At 35.5% G+C, this 18,875-nt stretch carries 13 protein-coding genes; 7 read left to right on the top strand and 6 right to left on the bottom strand.

Annotated features, from left to right (window positions below; translation table 11 throughout):
- The first annotated feature begins 546 nt into the window (after positions 1-546).
- Positions 547-2,625 (top strand): CehA/McbA family metallohydrolase domain-containing protein, encoded by a 2,079-nt coding sequence (locus GON26_RS19225; RefSeq protein WP_160376397.1) that lies wholly within the window; start codon positions 547-549, stop codon positions 2,623-2,625.
- Between the two features lie 148 nt (positions 2,626-2,773).
- Here the strand turns inward: GON26_RS19225 and lgt are convergent, their stop codons facing one another.
- The 5 genes from lgt to GON26_RS19200 form a co-directional block, all read right to left on the bottom strand.
- Positions 2,774-3,736, bottom strand: a complete 963-nt coding sequence (gene lgt, locus GON26_RS19220) for a prolipoprotein diacylglyceryl transferase (protein WP_160376396.1) — start codon at positions 3,734-3,736, stop codon at positions 2,774-2,776.
- Positions 3,737-3,800: 64 nt separating this feature from the next.
- Positions 3,801-4,043 carry a membrane protein insertion efficiency factor YidD gene (gene yidD, locus GON26_RS19215; RefSeq protein WP_160376395.1) on the bottom strand — a complete coding sequence of 81 codons (243 nt, stop codon included), beginning with the start codon at positions 4,041-4,043 and terminating at the stop codon, positions 3,801-3,803.
- Between the two features lie 82 nt (positions 4,044-4,125).
- A complete protein-coding gene (cysS, locus tag GON26_RS19210) occupies positions 4,126-5,607 on the bottom strand; it encodes a cysteine--tRNA ligase (protein WP_160376394.1) in 1,482 nt (493 codons plus the stop codon).
- A 134-nt stretch (positions 5,608-5,741) separates the two neighbouring features.
- Positions 5,742-6,413, bottom strand: coding sequence for a GTP cyclohydrolase I FolE (gene folE, locus GON26_RS19205; protein ID WP_160376393.1), 672 nt, complete (start codon positions 6,411-6,413; stop codon positions 5,742-5,744).
- A gap of 203 nt (positions 6,414-6,616) precedes the next feature.
- A complete protein-coding gene (locus GON26_RS19200) occupies positions 6,617-7,813 on the bottom strand; it encodes a pyridoxal phosphate-dependent aminotransferase (RefSeq protein ID WP_160376392.1) in 1,197 nt (398 codons plus the stop codon).
- Between the two features lie 121 nt (positions 7,814-7,934).
- Here GON26_RS19200 and GON26_RS19195 point away from each other — a divergent pair, with 121 nt between their 5' ends.
- The 5 genes from GON26_RS19195 to GON26_RS19175 all read left to right on the top strand — a co-directional run bounded on the left by GON26_RS19195 (position 7,935) and on the right by GON26_RS19175 (position 15,590).
- Positions 7,935-9,260 carry a PDZ domain-containing protein gene (locus tag GON26_RS19195; RefSeq protein ID WP_160376391.1) on the top strand — a complete coding sequence of 442 codons (1,326 nt, stop codon included), beginning with the start codon at positions 7,935-7,937 and terminating at the stop codon, positions 9,258-9,260.
- 121 nt (positions 9,261-9,381) lie between these two features.
- The gene (locus GON26_RS19190; protein WP_160376390.1) at positions 9,382-12,003 is read left to right on the top strand and encodes a gliding motility-associated C-terminal domain-containing protein; all 2,622 of its coding nucleotides are present in this window, start codon (positions 9,382-9,384) and stop codon (positions 12,001-12,003) included.
- A 30-nt stretch (positions 12,004-12,033) separates the two neighbouring features.
- Entirely contained in the window at positions 12,034-12,963 is a 930-nt protein-coding gene (locus GON26_RS19185; protein ID WP_160376389.1) for a PorP/SprF family type IX secretion system membrane protein, read from the top strand.
- 10 nt (positions 12,964-12,973) lie between these two features.
- The gene (locus GON26_RS19180; RefSeq protein ID WP_160376388.1) at positions 12,974-15,070 is read left to right on the top strand and encodes an OmpA family protein; all 2,097 of its coding nucleotides are present in this window, start codon (positions 12,974-12,976) and stop codon (positions 15,068-15,070) included.
- 43 nt (positions 15,071-15,113) lie between these two features.
- Positions 15,114-15,590: a hypothetical protein gene (locus tag GON26_RS19175; RefSeq protein WP_160376387.1), complete on the top strand. Its 477-nt coding sequence runs from the start codon at positions 15,114-15,116 to the stop codon at positions 15,588-15,590.
- A 57-nt stretch (positions 15,591-15,647) separates the two neighbouring features.
- Here the strand turns inward: GON26_RS19175 and GON26_RS19170 are convergent, their stop codons facing one another.
- Positions 15,648-16,028 (bottom strand): DUF1573 domain-containing protein, encoded by a 381-nt coding sequence (locus GON26_RS19170; RefSeq protein ID WP_160376386.1) that lies wholly within the window; start codon positions 16,026-16,028, stop codon positions 15,648-15,650.
- Between the two features lie 205 nt (positions 16,029-16,233).
- Between GON26_RS19170 and GON26_RS19165 the strand changes: the two genes are divergently transcribed.
- Entirely contained in the window at positions 16,234-18,870 is a 2,637-nt protein-coding gene (locus tag GON26_RS19165) for a valine--tRNA ligase (protein WP_160376385.1), read from the top strand.
- The last annotated feature ends 5 nt before the right edge of the window (positions 18,871-18,875 follow it).

The following is an 18,875-nucleotide window of genomic DNA, read 5'->3' as shown; positions in this document are numbered from 1 at the left end:
GCTATTCTCCAACTAAAGTTGGAGGCTATTCAAATCTATTTTTCCCGGTCTCTTAATTAAGTTGATGAAATTTTTACATAGATTTAGCCACGGTGTTGGATGTATTAAAATACAAAAAAAGAATTAATCGTAAAACTTTAAAATTTATTACTGAAAATTAAAAAGTGGAGTTTCGGATATGGATTTTTTAAGCTGTGAAAATCTTATGAAAATAAGAGATTCTAACTTAGCCCCGATGGAAGCGATATCGCCCGATTTAGAAAAACAAGGCTTTTTAGCCGTAGTTTTTGTTAATCGGGAATTTAGCGGACAGCGGGACTAAACGTTATTATGAAACGTATTTTTTCTGCTCCTAAAAAAAAATAATCAAATTATGTATTTATTTTCTAATGCAAGAAGTAAGCATTGTAAATACAAAAAACAGCAAGTTGCTTTGTATAAAAGTGTAATGGTTTTCAAGGGTCTGAACAATTAATTTTTTATTACTAAATCGTTTTACTAAATAGAATTAGTATATTGCATATTCTAACTTTCTAATCAAACCAAATGAAAAAAATCATTCACGTCCTTTGTGTTTTATCCATTTCGGTGCTCCAGGCACAAGTACCAGTTAATTTATCGTCTTTTAAAAATAATGGTGCCAAAGTTTCTGTAAAAGAGAAAATCCTTACCGCTACCTGGCCTACCGGTAAAGCGAGTACAGGAAAATTAATTTTAGATTTAGATAATCAGAAACCATTATTCAGCAGTATTCAATTGAGCAATGCAGATGGTTTTAAAGAAATTGCCAATAATTTAGATCCGGCATTTATCCTTAGGGTCGGTAAGCGAACTTTAAGCCCAGATAGTGGCGGTTGGGATGTGTTTTTTGACAGAGTACCCAATAAGCCATACCAAACTTATAAAGTAGTATTTGATAAGCGTAAAACAAGCGTAAGTACCTCGGGCGCCCAAACCATTATTCGAATCTCAGATATGAAGGCAGCGGATTTTAGCGGAGTTTTAGAAATCACGCTTTATAATGGCAGCCCTTTATTTAATGTGGCATCGGTGCTTAGTACAAAAGCTGATTCTACAGCTATTTTATACGATGCAGGTTTACTAAACAAAAAGGAACTTTGGCAAAACATTGCATTTTCTGATGTGCAGAAAAATATGCAGCACATACAACCTGCTAAAACGGATTTGGCTAAAAATTTAGAAGTGAAATATCGTAGTGTAATTGGCGAGAATAAATCGAGCAGTTTGGCTCTTTTTCCTGCGCCGCATCAATATTTTTATCCTTTAGACGAGGCTTTTAACTTGAAATTTACCTGGTGTGGAAGTAATTATTTGGATGTGTTTCCAGAATATGGAATAGGTATTCGTCAGGATCCGAAAGGAGATAACCGATTTGTGCCATGGTTTAATTCGCCACCAAATACAGAACAGCGACTTAATTTTTTCTGTTTATTGAGTACCGATAATGCAGCAGTAGCCTTAGATGAAGTAAAAAAGTTCACTCATAATGATTCTTACCTGCCTTTACCTGGGTATAAAACAATGGCTACTCATTTTCATAACGAGTTTATTTCTGATGTGGTTCTGAGCGGTAAACCCGTGCCAGAAAAACCAGAATTTGTAGATGTTTTAAAAACTGCGGGACTTGACATCGTAAAACTTGCAGAGTTTCATGGTCCAGGTCACCCAAAAGGTCCGGATGCCACCAGACTAAAAGAACTTAATTCTTTATTCGAGCAAACAAAACGCCTGTCTGATTCTGATTTTTTATTGCTTCCAGGTGAAGAAGCCAATAACTTTTATGGCGGCCATTGGCTGGCCTTTTTTCCAAAACCAGTGTATTGGGTAATGGATAGAAAAGCCGAAACGCCGTTTATGGTCAATGACCCCGAATATGGTAAAGTTTACCATGTAGGCGATAAAAACGAGATGCTTAAACTCCTTGAAAGGGAGAAGGGTTTAGCCTGGGTGGCGCATGCCCGTACAAAAGCATCAACAGGTTATCCTGATAAATATAAAGACGAAGAATTTTTTAAATCGGATACCTATATGGGTGCGGCATGGAAAGCTATTCCCGGCGATTTGGCATTGCCAACTCTTAGTAAACGTGTGCTTAATTTAATGGATGATATGGCCAATTGGGGTTATAAAAAACATGTAATTGCCGAGGCTGATATTTTTACCATCACCCACCAAAACGAAATGTATGCCCATTTAAATGTAAACTATCTCCAGTTAGATAAATTGCCTAATTACGAAGAGGGCTGGGAGCCTGTTTTAGATGCTATAAGCAACGGAAAATTTTTTGTAAGCACCGGCGAAGTTCTAATTCCGGCATTTACTATCAATGGGAAAGGAGCTGGCGAAACATTAAAACTTACAGAAAAAGGCGATGCCAAAATTAAGGTATCTCTTAACTGGACTTTCCCGTTGAGTTTTGCTGAAATTATTTCTGGCGATGGCAAAAAAGTGTATCGCGAACGTATAAATCTAAATAATACATTAGCCTTTGGTAAACAAAATTTTAACTGGTCTGCGAATTTGAAAGGTAAAAAATGGGTAAGGGTAGAAGCTTGGGATATTGCTACCAATGGTGCTTTTACGCAAATGATTTGGTTGGAGTAAAAAAGGAAGATTGAATTTAGCGGGCAGCAAGACTAAATGATATTATGAAACGTATGGTTTCTGCTCCTGAAAACATTTATTAAGGGTTAAAATAAAACGCCCAAAGCTTTTCGTGCTTTGGGCGTTTTTATATTTTGAATAAAATCTTTTATGAAGTTGCCAAAGGGTTTCTTTGTGCTCTTATGATAAAGAAAAGACCGATAATGATAAAAGGAATGCTTAGCCATTGTCCTGTTGAGAATACGCCTAATGCGCTTTCAAAACCACCCTGGCTTTCTTTTACAATCTCTACAATAAAACGAACTACAAATAAAAGCACTAAAAACATTCCGAATAAAAAACCTGTTTTAAGTCTCGCATTTGTTTTCCAATACAAGAAATATAAAGCAGCAAATACAAAAACATAAGAAATTGCTTCGTACAGTTGTGTAGGGTGTTTTGCAGGAACCTGCGCTAATATATCAGCAAATTTTGGGTCGGTTGCAATGGCAGTATAAGCATCTTTCGGGTTGGCAATTCCGGTCGCATTTACCACATCATTTTTGCTAAACTGATCGTGTAAGAAACGAATTCCGAATGCAGAAGTAGTTTTGTCTCCAATGATTTCTGAGTTCATAAAGTTACCAATACGTACAAAAACGGCACCACTGGCAACAGGAATGACAATTCGGTCTAAAATCCATAAAACAGAGCGGTGAAGTATTTTTTTATTATAAAGATACATCGCAATAATAATTGCAATTGCAGCACCATGGCTTGCTAAGCCTTGAAAACCTGTGAATTCCCAACCGTTTATAAAGCCAAAAAGTGTTGAGCCTTCATTTTCTCTAATGGGTAAAAATATTTCTAATGGATGGCTTCTGAAATATTTATCAGAGTCATAAAACAAAACCTGACCTAAACGGGCACCAATTAAAGTTGCTAAAACCGTCCAGACAAACAGCGAATCTAATTTGTCTATCGATTCGTTTTCACGTTCGAAAATCTTTTTCATTAAGTACCATCCTAACGCGAATGCAACTACGAACATTAAACTATAGTAACGAATCATAAAAAATCCTAAATCGATTCCTTCAGAAGGATTCCAAACAATATTTGAGGCTAGTGTCATGTAGTATTTTGTTTTATTTGTTGTAAAAATAAATATTTATAGTAAAGTAAGTCTTTATAATAAGTTAATGTTTGTGTGAACATTTCTTCTCCGGAACAGGGTCGTAGCCGGTTCTTCCCCACGGATGACAACTCAAAATGCGTTTAACTCCTAAATAGCCTCCGTAAAACAAGCCGTGTGTTTGCAAAGCCTGAATCATGTAAGTAGAACAGGTAGGTTCAAAACGGCATGACGCAGGGGTAAAAGGCGAAATGGCTGTTTGATAAAACCGAACCAATAATACAAAAGGATAGATAAGGAATTTCATGATTTTTAAATATTGTAGATTGTAGAGTTCAGATTGTAGATTTTTTTAGATAATTCTACAATCTGAACTCTACAATCTAAAATTAATTTACGCTAAAGGATGTTCCTTCTTTTCCGTCTTTCAGTTGTATTCCCAAAGCAATCAACTGATCGCGAATCTGATCTGAAAGGGCAAAGTTTTTATCTGCTCTGGCCTGATTTCTCATTCCGATAAGCATGTTTACTACACCTTCTAATTTATCGTTATTGCTGTCAGCTGCTTTCTCATCATTCAAACCTAAAACATCAAAAACAAAAGCGTTGATAGCAGTTGCAAATGTTTTAAGATCTTCGGCAGAAATGGTTTCTTTTCCTTCTTTCAATAAATTGATATAACGAACTCCTTCAAATAACTGCGCAATCAAAATTGGCGTGTTAAAATCGTCATTCATGGCATCGTAGCACAACTGTTTCCAGGATTCGAAATTTATAGAACTGCTGTCGCTTGGTGTAATATTAGGTAAAGCTTCAACAGCTTCCATTAATCTTTTGTATCCTTTTTCGGCAGCAACAATAGCATCATCAGAAAAATCTAAGATACTTCTGTAATGTGCCTGCAACATAAAAAATCTCGTTACAGAAGCCGAAAAAGCTTTGCTTAGAATTGTATTATCACCGCTCAAAATTTCTCCGGGTAAAATATTATTTCCGGTTGATTTGGCCATTTTTTTACCATTAAGAGTCAGCATGTTGGCGTGCATCCAGTAATTTACCGGCGACTGACCTGTACACGCTTCGTTTTGAGCGATTTCGCACTCATGATGTGGGAATTTCAAATCCATTCCACCACCGTGAATGTCAAAATGATTCCCCAAATATTTGGTACTCATAGCAGTACATTCAAGATGCCAGCCCGGAAAACCATCACTCCAGGGCGAAGGCCATCTCATGATGTGCTCTGGTTCTGCTTTTTTCCAAAGTGCAAAATCCTGCGGATTTCTTTTGTCTGACTGACCATCCAAATCGCGGGTATTGGCTAACATATCTTCGATATTTCGGCCGCTTAAAACCCCGTAATTGTTGGTTTCGTTATATTTTACAACATCAAAATAAACCGATCCATTGGCTTCATAACCAATTCCGGTATCGATAATCTTTTTGATAATTTCTATTTGTTCAATAATATGTCCTGTAGCGGTTGGCTCAATACTTGGCGGTAAAAAGTTGAAAGACTTTAAAATGTCATGAAAATCTACCGTGTAGCGTTGCACCACTTCCATTGGCTCCAATTGCTCCAAACGTGCTTTTTTGGCAATTTTGTCTTCGCCTTCATCCACATCATCGACAATATGACCTACATCGGTAATGTTTCGCACATAACGTACTTTGTAGTCAAGATGCAAAAAGTACCTGAAAATCACGTCAAAAGACATAAAAGTTCTCACATTTCCTAAGTGTACATTGCTATAAACCGTAGGTCCGCAAACATACATTCCAACATTTCCTTCATGAATTGGGTTGAAATTTTCTTTTTCGCCAGAAAGCGAATTGTATATTTTTAGCGATTGACTTTTATATAAAGGCATATTTTTATTATTGATTTTTTTAGGAGCTATTTCCAGCTGTTCACTTGTATCTTTTTATTTTTAAAGAAAAAATAAAAAGGATACCGCTTCCATCTGGGCTAGGTCATAAATATAGTATGAAAACTTGTAAAAAACTAGAACTGTGTATCTAACTTGATGTAATCTAAAAACTCTCTGCGTGTTTGAGGATCTTTAAATTTTCCGCCAAATTCAGATGTTACTGTGCTGCTTTCGATATCTTTAATTCCTCTTGAATTTACGCAAAGGTGTTTGGCATCGATAACGCAAGCTACATCTTCCGTTCCTAATGCTTCCTGAAGTTCTTGTACAATTTGCATGGTCAGACGCTCTTGTACTTGAGGTCTTTTGGCGTAATGTTCTACAATTCGGTTCATTTTTGATAGACCAATTACTCTTCCGCTCGAAATGTAAGCCACATGTGCTCTTCCGATGATAGGTAATAAATGGTGTTCGCAAGTAGAGTAAAGCGTAATGTTTTTTTCAACCAACATTTCGCCATATTTATAATTATTGTCAAAAGTAGAAGCTTTTGGTTTTTTCGAAGGGTTCAGTCCGCCAAAAATCTCCTTTACAAACATTTTTGCTACTCTGTTTGGAGTACCTTTTATGCTGTCATCTGTCAAATCCATTCCAAGAGTCTGCAGAATGTTTTCGACATCTTTTTTAATTTTTTCTATTTTTTCATCATCACTTAATTCAAAAGCGTCCTGTCTTACAGGGTTTTTGGCATTACTGCTAAAATGATTGTCTCCTATTTCGTCTAAAAAATCTTCGTTATTTATCATTAAAAACTACTATTAGTATGGGTATATCTTTTTAAGGCGGTAAAGATAATTAATAAAAAGCAAACCTTTTCTATCGTTTTTACTATTTAATAGGTCTTTTTTGGGTATAATTTAAATTAAAACCAAAAGACCATTTTTCTAAAATAGAAAAGACAATAACTTAGGTGGTTATTGTCTTTTAAAATTTTTAATTAAGATGTAAATTATCTTTTATTATAAACCAAAAGCGCCTCTTTCAGAACATTTACAGCTTTAACTAAATCAGTTTTGTTTAAAACATAAGCAATTCGTACCTGATTCAATCCCATTCCTGGAGTCGAGTAGAATCCGGCAGCAGGAGCAACCATGACAGTTTCACCATTTAAATCATAACTTTCTAAAAGCCATTGTGCAAAATCATCCGCATTTTCTATAGGTAATTCGGCAATGCAATAAAATGCTCCTTTCGGTTTGGTTACGACAACACCTTCAATTTTATTTAATTCCGTAATTAAAGTATTGCGGCGTTCTTTGTATTCTGCAATCACTTCATCAAAATAACTTTGAGGGGTATCAATAGCAGCTTCACAGGCAATTTGCTCAATAGTTGGCGGACTCAAACGTGCCTGGGCAAATTTCATTACGGTTGCCAGAACAGTTTTATTTTTAGTAACCAAACAACCAATTCTTGCGCCACACATGCTGTAACGTTTCGAAACCGAATCGACCATGATTACGTTTTGCTGCAGATCTTCAAGATTCATTACAGAAAAGTGTACGTCGTCGCCATCGTACAAAAATTCACGATAGACTTCATCAGCAATCAAATACAAATCATGTTTTTTGATCAAACCTGCTAATTGCTTGATTTCAGCTTCTGTATATAAATAACCAGTAGGATTTCCAGGATTACAAATCAAAATGGCTTTGGTTTTTGGTGTGATTAATTTCTCAACCGTATCAATACTTGGCAAAGCAAATCCGCTTTCGATAGTCGAAATTACCGGAATTACCGTTGCACTCGTTGAGGATGCAAAGGCGTGATAATTGGCATAAAATGGTTCAGGAATAATGATTTCATCTCCTGGATCTGTAATTGTGGCCAGTGCAAACAATAAGGCTTCAGAGCCACCAGTCGTAATAATGATGTCTTCTGAGTTTACATTTACGTTTTGACGCTGGTAAAATTTGGCTAATTTTTTTCTGTAACTTTCATATCCGGCAGACGGACTGTATTCTATCAGTGTTAAATCAATATTTTTTACCGCCTCGATGGCCACCTCAGGAGTTTTGATATCCGGTTGACCAATGTTTAGATGATACACTTTGTGTCCTTTTTGTTTTGCAATATCTGCGTAAGGAGCCAATTTACGTATCGGTGATTCGGGCATGTTTCTGCCTTTGCTTGAAATTGTTGGCATGAGTTTAATTATTGAGTTGCAAATTTGCATTTTTTTTTCGAATTTAACGAGAACAATACGATTACTTAGAAAAATGTAACAATTATTAATATTTTTATTAATTTTATATAAAAAAATGTTAATGAAAAAAATATTTGTCTTATTTTTTGGACTTTTCTTAATTTTTCCAACATTCTCTCAGACGGATTTCGTGATAGAAAACCAACGAAAGAAGGTGATAATCCCCTTTAAGTTTATTAATAATCTGATTTTCATTCCAATTAAAGTGAATGGAGTAGAACTTAATTTTCTAGTAGATTCAGGAGTAGAGGAAACGATATTATTTAGCATGGATGAAAAAAAGGAAGTCAAGTTTAATAATATTGAAAAAATATCATTGCGGGGTCTGGGAGCTGAAGATGAAATAGAAGGATTAAAATCGGCTAATAATATTCTGGAAACACATGGTTTAAAATCTACCAATCATTTAGTATATATTATTCTGGATCAGGAGTTTAATTTGTCCTCTCATATTGGGATTCCGGTCAATGGTATTATTGGTCACAAATTTTTCAAAAATAATTTAGTTGAAATTAATTATCAAAAAAAGAAAATCATCGTGTATGGCAAGAAGGAGGAGGCCAGAATAAAACTGAATAAAAAATTTGAAACCATTCCTATTACCATCGAAAGATCTAAGCCCTATTTGATTACAAAAGCAATTGTTGACAATGTAGAAATTCCTGCTAAATTGCTTATTGATATTGGTAATAGTGACGCTTTTTGGATTTTTGAAAATGATATTATAAAATTGCCAAAAAAGAATTTTCCTGATTTCTTAGGCAAAGGATTTAGCGGTGATATTGAAGGTCATCGGGCTAAAATTGATCAATTTTCAATAGCCGGTTTCAATTTTAAAAGGCCTGTTGTTTCTTTTCCTGATTCAACTTCTATACGTAATGTAAAGATGGTTTCGGGCAGAATTGGTTCAGTTGGTGGAGAAATTTTAAAGCGATTTACATTGGTTTTGGATTATCAGGATCGTAAGCTGTATTTAAAAAAGAATAGTAAGTTTTCAGAACCATTTCATTATAATAAAAGTGGTATCACTATTCAGCACAACGGTTTGCAATGGGTTCAGGAAACGGTTCATATGCAGACTGTAAAATTGGTTTCTACCATAGGAGATTCAGAGATGGAATCAAAAAAAGAGGATGATTTTAGATACAAATTTCAATTAAAACCCGTTTATGAAATTGTAAATATTCGTAAAAATTCAACAGCTGATAAATGCGGGTTGCTTAAGGGTGATATTATTGTCAGTATCAATGGCACGCAACCTTATAAATATACCTTGCAGCAAATCAACAACTTGCTAAAGTCTAATGAAGATATTTTTATTATTATGGAAATTGAACGAAATAGTATGATTTTGAAATTTCGTTTTAAGTTGGAAGATGAATTATAAAAATTGAGATTACTTCTTTTTTTTATAATTAATGGTAAAACGTTAAAAATTAACAAGAAAATTAAATAATTGTACTAGTTAGCGGTATTATTTTATTAAGTTTATCGAAAAATAATACCACATGGTTAAAAACTACTTTAATTTCTTACAAATAATAGTGTTTTTCCTTTTACTGCCCCTAAACTCGATTGCACAATGTGCAGGAGAGGATAGTGATGTAGTAACAGTTTGCGACATACCCAATCTTTCAAGCCAGACTATTTCTCTTTTTTCGGCATTAAAAGGCACACCGGTAGCCGGAGGTGTATGGACAGATGATGATCGTTCAGGCGGATTGGATCCCGTAACAGGAGTTTTAAATGCACATCAAATTTTTGAAAGCAAGATTTATCATTATACCTATACCGTTGAAGGATGTGTTGATAACTCGGCAACGGTGACGGTTATTATCGGGGGATATTCTGGAGTAACATCACCTAATGTATCCGTATGTACTTCTATCATTAATTTCAATCTTTTTCAGGCATTTGATGGCGTTTTTTTAAGTCCACAAACCAATGGATACTGGCACAATGATACCACAGGCGAATTTGTGGGTTCTTCCGTTAGAGTAAAAGAACTTAGGGGTACCTATCAATTTACGTACACAATGCCGGCAATTGGTAGTTGTGCGCAGGTGACATCGACTGCAAAAGTTACGGTTTTCAGAGCGCCGGAACCCGGTACTCCGGCAATATTGCTTTTGTGCGGCAGTGATGGTTTGTCTTCTTATACCAATTTCGATTTATATAGTCTGCTTTCAGGACAAGATCCTGGCGGAACGTGGAGTGATCCTCTGAATTCAGGAGAAATATCTTCTGAGACGGATCATAATGTAAATTTGGAAAAGCTTTTTGAAACCTATGGCGAAAGCGATTTTACCTTTACTTATCTGGTTCGATCTACCAATCCGTCTATTTGCCCGGATGATAGTGCTACAGTGTTAATTAGAATTGAGAAAAAACTCGATTTTACCGGTGCAACACTTGTTGTAGATCAGGATATTTGTGAGCCAGATATTCCTACGGCAACTTATACCGCAACCCTTACACGCGGGCCTGAAGTTATTCCGAATGGCATATACGAGGTTACTTATGCTGTTTCAGGAGCAAATAGCGGAAGCGAAACGATAACAGCCAACTTTATCAATGGCGTAATCACTTTTCCTATTGATTCAAAATATTTTGACAGAGTAGGAGATTATAGCATTACTATTTTAAATATTGAAGCCGAAACCAGTCAGACTTGCCAAAATATTATCGATAACTTAACAGATGATTTACATATTTATCCAACGCCGGTTTTGGATGATGCCCTTGTAACTCCTACAACAACCTGCCAAAACGAAAGTTCATTGGTTACTATTTCTAATGCCATACATTTAGCTGATGGAACTTATGAAATTATTTATAGGATCAGAGGAGATAATACGGCAAACAATCAGACAGCAATTGTTGTTTTTACTGGAGGGACTGCCAGTTTCACGATTCCTGGAACTTTGAATGCAAATGACGGATCTTCAATTATAACCATCACCAGAATCACTCATACGGTTACAAAATGTACCAATACAGTTCCTGCTGACGTTAACGGAGATATACTCATAAATTCGCTGCCTGATGTTACCAATTTAGTTGTCAATGTGGAGAGTGTTTGTTTAGGCGAAGCTGTTACAGTAGCGCTTTCAGGACTCGGAACACTTAAAGATATTACTATTTCGTATATCCTTTCAGGAAGTTTGCCCGCAACAAATCTAACCACGACTTTAGAAGTTGAAGGTGGCAAAGCAAGTTTTACAATTCCATCAGGGATATTTCCGTCAGACGGTTCTTATACCTTTACAATGAGTAATATTATAAATAATGTAACCACCTGTGCTATTGATCTGACGAATGTAACCGACACTTTTTTATTACACCCAATTCCATTAGCTCCAATAGCAGGGAATCTGGATTTTTGTAAAGTTGATGGTGCAACAGTTGCTAATTTGGTACCAAACGGAACTCAATATAAATGGTACAATAGTTCTGCATTAACTACACCACTTGAAGATACGTATGTTTTAAAATCAGAGAATTATTATCTAACTCAAACTTCTGCAGAAGGCTGTACGTCTCCTGCTAGTATGATTACTGTCGTGATAAATGATTCGCCTGCACCTGTTTTGGATCCGGATGGACCAAACTTTTGTGCACTCGAAAATCCGACTATTTTAGATTTATCAAATAAAACCAATGTTGCTTCGACAGTTGTTTGGTATGATGCGCAGACCAACGGAAATTTATTGCCGGCATCAACAAAATTGATTGACAACATGACGTATTATGGTTTCGATTTTCCATCAACAACAGCGTGTATTTCAGAGGATAATATCGAGGTAACGGTCGCGCTAACGGATTGTGATGAAGAGCAATATGATTTTTTTATTCCTGACGGATTTTCGCCAAACGGAGATAATGTAAACGATACTTTCAGAATTCCGGATATCGAATTTTTATTTCCGGATTATACCATCGAAATTTTCAATAGATATGGAAATATAATGTTTAAAGGAAATAAAAATATACCCAACTGGGATGGAAGAAGTTCTGAAGGAGGCAGTTTTGGCGACGGAATTGCACCAAACGGAGTTTATTTTTATGTGGTTTATTTTAATAAAGATAACAAGCCTGCCAGACAAGGGCGTCTTTACTTAAACAGATAATTCCGGTTGACATTATTTAATAAAATTCAAATGAAAAAAATAATACTTTTTATAAGTTTTCTCTTTTATATAACATCTGCTTCAGCGCAGCAGGATCCTGAATTTACGCATTATATGTACAATATGAGTGCCGTAAATCCAGCCTATGCTACCGGAACAGCTGCCATGCTGAATGTAGGAGGTTTATACAGAACGCAATGGGTAGGAGCTGTTGGTTCACCTAAAACATTTACCTTTTTTGGTCACACGGCTTTGAGTGAAAAGATTGAGGTGGGACTCTCCTTAATTTCCGATGATATTGGCGACGGAGCTAAAAAAGAAAATAATTTCTATGCCGATTTTGCTTATGTTTTGCAATTGAGCGGCAGAAACAAACTTTCATTAGGATTAAAAGCTGGATTTACATCATTGCAAACCAATTTCAACGGATTTCGATTTGCTGACCCTGAAACAGATTTGGCTTTCGCCGAAAATATAAACGTTACCAAACCCAATATTGGAGCAGGAGCTTATTATTTTACCGATACTTATTATGTAGGATTATCGATTCCGAATCTATTGAATACAAAACATATCGAAGAAAAAGAAGGTATAAGTGCTTACGGTTCTGAAGAAATTCATACTTTTTTGACCGCAGGATATGTTTTTCAAATCAACGATCAGTTTAAGGTGAAACCTGCTTTTATGTCAAAATTTGTTGCAGGAACTCCTGTATCTGTTGATTTGACTGCGAATGTTTTGTACAACGAAAAGTTTGAACTTGGCGCTGCATACAGGATTAATGATGCCGTAAGTGCTTTGATGAATATCAATATCACACCTTCTTTCAGAGTGGGTTATGCGTATGATCATACACTAACCAACTTAGGACAGTTTAATTCTGGAACTCACGAAATTATGTTGCTGTTTAATTTAGATTTATTAGGAAAAGGATATGATAAATCACCAAGATTCTTTTAAAATGAAAAATATGAAAAAACTACTCGTTATTATATTCGTATTTTCAATACAGTTTATACAGGCTCAGGATTATGATTTGGCCCGAGCCAAAAGATTTTTTGACAGAACCTATTATACCGAAGCGATTCTTTTATACCAAAAACTAGCCGACGAAAAACCATCGCAGGAAGTCATCAAAAACCTGGCAGATTCGTATTATTATACCAATGATTTAATAAAAGCACAACGCTATTACCGACTTCTGATGACGAGATACAGTCAGGATTTAGACCGGAATTATTATTTCAGGTACGCACAGACACTCAATGCGAGCAATAGTAATGAAGATGCAAATGAAGCCTTAAAAACATATTATTCAAAATCAACAAATCCTGAGGATCTTGCCGGTTTTGAAAAGGATAGTAAAGTTTTAGAAAATGTTTCCGCAATTGGCAATCGATTCGAAATAAAAAATCTCGCAATCAATACGCCAAATTCTGAATTTGGAGCCATAAAACATCATGAAAATTTGATTTACGCAGGAGTAAAACTAAAACCGGGTTTATTTGATAAAAAATTTAAGTGGGATAATCAAACCTATTTGAATTTGGTTATAATGCCAATAAAAAACATAAATTCAGCAGAGGCTGTTCCGGAATATTTTGCTCCGGAACTAAAAACCGGCATGCACGAATCGAATATTATTTTTACTAAAGACGGAAAAACCATTTATTTTACAAGAAATAACTCTAAGAACGGACATAAGTCAAAAAATGACCAGAAAATTTCCAACCTTCAGATTTTTAAAGCAGAATTTATTGAAGGCAAATGGACAAATGTAGCATCGCTTCCTTTTAATAGTGCCGATTATTCGGTAGAACATCCAGCTTTGAGTACGGATGAAACTGTTTTGTATTTTGCTTCGGATATGCCGGGAAGCTTAGGTTCTTTCGATATTTATTCGGTAAATATTAATAAAGGAGCTTTCGATACGCCAAAAAACTTAGGACCTACAATTAATACGGACAAAAGAGAACAATTTCCTTTTGTTTCAAAAGACAGCAAACTTTATTTTTCTTCGGAAGGACATTTAGGATACGGTTCGCTTGATGTTTTTGTTTCTGATATTAAAGGAAATGAATACAGTAAACCGGTGAATATTGGCCTGCCTTTAAATTCGAATTTGGATGATTTTTCGTTTAATATCGATTCTGATACCAAAGAAGGATATTTTGCTTCCAACAGAGAAGGCGGAAAAGGAAGCGATGATATTTATCAGTTTAAAGAAATTAAAGATTTAATTGTTGAAGATTGCAAGCAGTTCGTAACAGGAATCATTACAGATATTGATACCGGATTGCCTTTAGGTGATGCCTTTGTTATGTTGCAGGATTCTGATAAAAAAGAGCTTGACAGAGTTAGTACAGCAGCTGACGGTAAATTTAGTTTTACTGTTGCCTGCGAAACTTCTTATACCGTTGAGGCTTTCAAAGAAAAATACACAACTAAGTCAAAGTCTGTCGTAACAGGTAAAACCAGAGAAGGTATTGTGGATGCCTCATTAGCATTGAAATCATTTGAAGCGATAAAGCTAGAAGAGCAACGTGATGCTGAAGTGAAAAAAGAAAAAGAAGCTTTGGCTCTTATCGCTTTAAAAGAAGCCGAAAAGAAAGCAAAAGCAGATGAAATTGTTGCAGGGGAAATCAGGAAAAAGGAAAAAGTAGAAGAAATTCTGGCTAAGGAAAAAGATGTGGTAAAAGACAAAGACCGTCTGATTATTAAAACAGATCCGATTTATTTTGATTATAATTTATGGTATATCCGAAAAGAATCTAAAGTAATTTTGGGCAGGGTTGTGGCTTTGATGAACAAATATCCGGAAATGGTCATTGAGATTGGTTCGCACACGGATTCTCGTGGAAATGATAAGTTTAACGAAGATTTATCTCAAAAAAGAGCTTCTTCGACCAGAGATTTCATTATTGAATCCGGAATAGATCCGAAAAGAGTGGTCGCAAAAGGGTATGGCGAATATGTGCCCATTATAAAATGTAAAACAGATGATTCCTGTAGCGAAGAAGAACACGAATTGAACAGAAGAAGCGAATTTGTCATTAAGAATTTGTAGCTTTATACATTACTATGAATTTTTAAACTTCAAAAATCAAATTATGAAAAATCTATTTCTCCCTTGTTTGTTTCTGGCTTGCATTAGCTTTCAAAGCTGTAAAAAAAATGAAAATCCTGATGGAGCAGCAGCCACCAAAACCGAAGCTGATAAATATGTAAAAACCGAATGTTACAAAGCTATTTACGAAAATGACACTGTCGAATTGAAATTGAATACTTTAAAAGACGGTAAAATAATGGGTGATATGGTCATGAAAATTGAGTTTCAGTCGCCAAAAATTGGAGAAGTAAAAGGAGAATTTCACGGAGATACCTTGGTTGCCGATTATACTTTTAGACAAGGAACAAATAAAGACAGAATTTACAAAAATCCAATTGCACTTTTAAAAAGAGATAATCAGTTAATTTTTGGTAACGGGTCAATTGTAACCTCTCTTGGCGTTTCTTATTTCGAAAAAGGAAAACCAATCGATTATGATAAAGTAAGATTTAAGTTTGATGCAACAGACTGTAAATAAAACATAAAAAAACCGCTTCATAAATTTACGAAGCGGTTTTTTAGTTTTTAGATTGTTTTATAAAACTTCACCTTTGATTTTAAGAGCAACTCTACCATCGGGATAGTTAGAAGCGTTAGTTTCAACAGTGATTGTTTTGCGTATTGGCCCTGTAGCCATATTGTATTTTACATCAATTTTTCCTTTTTTACCAGGCATAATGGCAGCAGCTGGTTTGGTAACAACGATGGAACTAATAGTAGATTCAGCAGCAATAATTTGCAGTGGAGAATCACCAGTATTGGTAAATTCGAATGATCGGACTCCGCTATCACTTTTAGAAATTTTTCCATAATCTACCGTGTTGTCCTTAGCCGAAAATTCAATTTTTGGACCTTTTTGAGCGTAACCCAATGCACTAAACATAATGATTACAATAAAAGTGGCAACATTTTTCATTTGAAATTGTTTTTAAGTTGTAAGTAAATATACTTTCTTTTAATTAATACACAAATTATTATTTCGCTTTTTATAGTGTACTTAATTATTTACTTTTGCGGTAGATACAAATACAAAAATTAAACCAAAGTATAATTTGGTACTATTATTAGTATAGTAACAATTTTAAAATATACATTTAACGAAATAACGAACTCATAATAAAATGGCAATTCCAGCACAATTTGACGCTAAAACAATCGAGAATAAATGGTATGACTACTGGATGAAAAATAATTATTTTCATTCGGAACCAGATCACAGAACACCTTATACTATTGTAATCCCGCCACCAAACGTGACAGGAGTACTGCACATGGGACACATGTTAAACAATACTATTCAGGATGTTCTGATTCGTCGTGCGCGTCTAAAAGGTTTCAACGCCTGCTGGGTTCCGGGAACCGATCACGCCTCTATTGCAACTGAAGCAAAAGTGGTGGCCAAATTAAAAGCCGAAGGAATCAACAAAAATGATTTGACCCGCGAAGAATTCTTGGCACACGCCTGGGAATGGACAGACAAATACGGTGGGGTAATCTTAGACCAGCTTAAAAAATTAGGGGCTTCCTGCGATTGGGAAAGAACCAAATTTACAATGGATCCTGACATGTCGGCATCTGTAATTCGTTCGTTTGTAGATTTGTATAATAAAGGATTAATTTATAGAGGTTACCGAATGGTAAACTGGGATCCTGAAGCAAAAACAACACTTTCTGACGAAGAAGTTATTTATGAAGAACAACAAGGAAAATTATTTTTCTTAAAATATAAAATCGAAGGTTCAGAAGATTTCCTGACGATTGCAACTACGCGTCCAGAAACTATTTTTGGAGATACTGCAATCTGTATCAACCCGAATGATGAGCGTTTTACGCATTTGAAAGGGAAGAAAGCTATTGTTCCAATTTGCGGAAGAATTATTCCGATTATCGAAGATGAATATGTAGATGTAGAATTCGGTACGGGATGTCTAAAAGTGACTCCTGCGCACGATATGAATGACAAAACGCTAGGAGAGAAGCACAATCTTGAAATCGTTGATATTTTTAATGAAGATGCGACGCTAAATAGTTTCGGATTACATTATCAAGGAAAAGACCGTTTTGTGGTTCGTACCGAAATTGCAAAAGAACTGGACGAAATTGGAGCTTTGGCAAAAACTGAAATCCACTTAAATAAAGTTGGAACATCAGAAAGAACCAAAGCCGTAATCGAACCAAGATTATCAGACCAATGGTTTTTGAAAATGGAAGAATTGGTAAAACCAGCCATTAAATCGGTTTTAGAAACTGGAGATATTAAATTGCACCCAAAACGTTTCGAAAATACCTATGCACACTGGTTAAACAATATACGCGATTGGAATATCTCACGCCAATTGTGGTGGGGACAACAAATTCCAGCGTATTATTATGGAGACGGAAAAGAAGATTTTGTAGTGGCTGAAACTATCGAAGAAGCTTTAGCTTTAGCGAAAGAAAAAACTTCCAACTCCCAACTTCAAGCTTCAGACTTAAAACAAGATGTTGATGCCTTAGACACCTGGTTTTCATCATGGCTTTGGCCAATGTCCGTTTTTGGCGGAATAATGGATCCGGAAAGTGCAGATTACAAATATTATTATCCAACAAACGATCTGGTAACAGGTCCGGATATTTTGTTTTTCTGGGTGGCCAGAATGATTATTGCAGGTTATGAATATGCGGGCGAAAAACCATTTACAAATGTGTATTTAACGGGTTTGGTTCGTGATAAACAACGTCGTAAAATGTCTAAATCATTAGGAAATTCTCCTGATCCTTTAGATTTAATCGATAAATTCGGAGCCGATGGTGTACGTGTAGGATTGCTTTTGAGTGCTTCTGCAGGAAACGATATTATGTTTGATGAAGAATTATGTAATCAGGGAAAAGCATTTTCGAACAAAATTTGGAATGCCTTCAAACTGATTAAAGGCTGGGAAGTTTCAGAAACAATTCCACAGCCAGAATCATCAAAAGTAGCGATCGAATGGTATGAAGCAAAATTGCAGCAAACTTTGGTGGATATCGAAGATAATTTTGAAAAATACAGAATTTCAGATTCTTTAATGGCGATTTACAAATTGGTTTGGGACGATTTCTGCTCTTGGTTTTTAGAGATGATCAAACCGGCGTACCAGCAGCCAATTGATAGCGTAACTTTCGCGAAAGCGATAGAAATGTTAGAGAGCAACTTGAAATTATTACATCCGTTTATGCCTTTCTTGACTGAAGAAATTTGGCATTTAATCGCTGATAGAACGGCAGAAGAAGCTTTGATTGTCTCAACCTGGCCAGATTTAAAACCATTCAATGCAAGTTTAATCGCTGATTTTGATAATACAATTGAAGTGATTTCTGGAATCAGAACGATTCGTAAAGAAAAGAATATTGCTATGAAAGACAGTATTGAATTAAAAGCAATCAACAGCGAAAAATTCTCTACTTATTTTGATGCTGTAATAACGAAATTAGGAAATATTTCAGCTTTTGAATATGTTTCATCTAAGGTTGACGGAGCGTTATCTTTCCGTGTAAAATCAAATGAATATTTCATTCCGATTTCAGGAGGAAATATTGATGTTGAAGCTGAAATCGCCAAACTAACAGCTGAGTTGGTTTATACGCAAGGTTTCTTAAAATCGGTTCAGGCAAAATTATCAAACGAGAAATTTGTTGGTGGAGCGCCAGAAAAAGTTTTGGCTAACGAAAGACAAAAAGAAGCAGATGCTTTAGCAAAAATTGCAACAATCGAGCAAAGTTTGGCTGGATTGAAGTAAGAGTC

It is taken from the genome of Flavobacterium hydrocarbonoxydans (genome assembly GCF_009789235.1).
Classification (GTDB): domain Bacteria; phylum Bacteroidota; class Bacteroidia; order Flavobacteriales; family Flavobacteriaceae; genus Flavobacterium; species Flavobacterium hydrocarbonoxydans.
The sequence above is the reverse complement of the archived record's forward strand: the minus strand, read 5'-3'. Positions and strand labels throughout refer to the sequence as shown.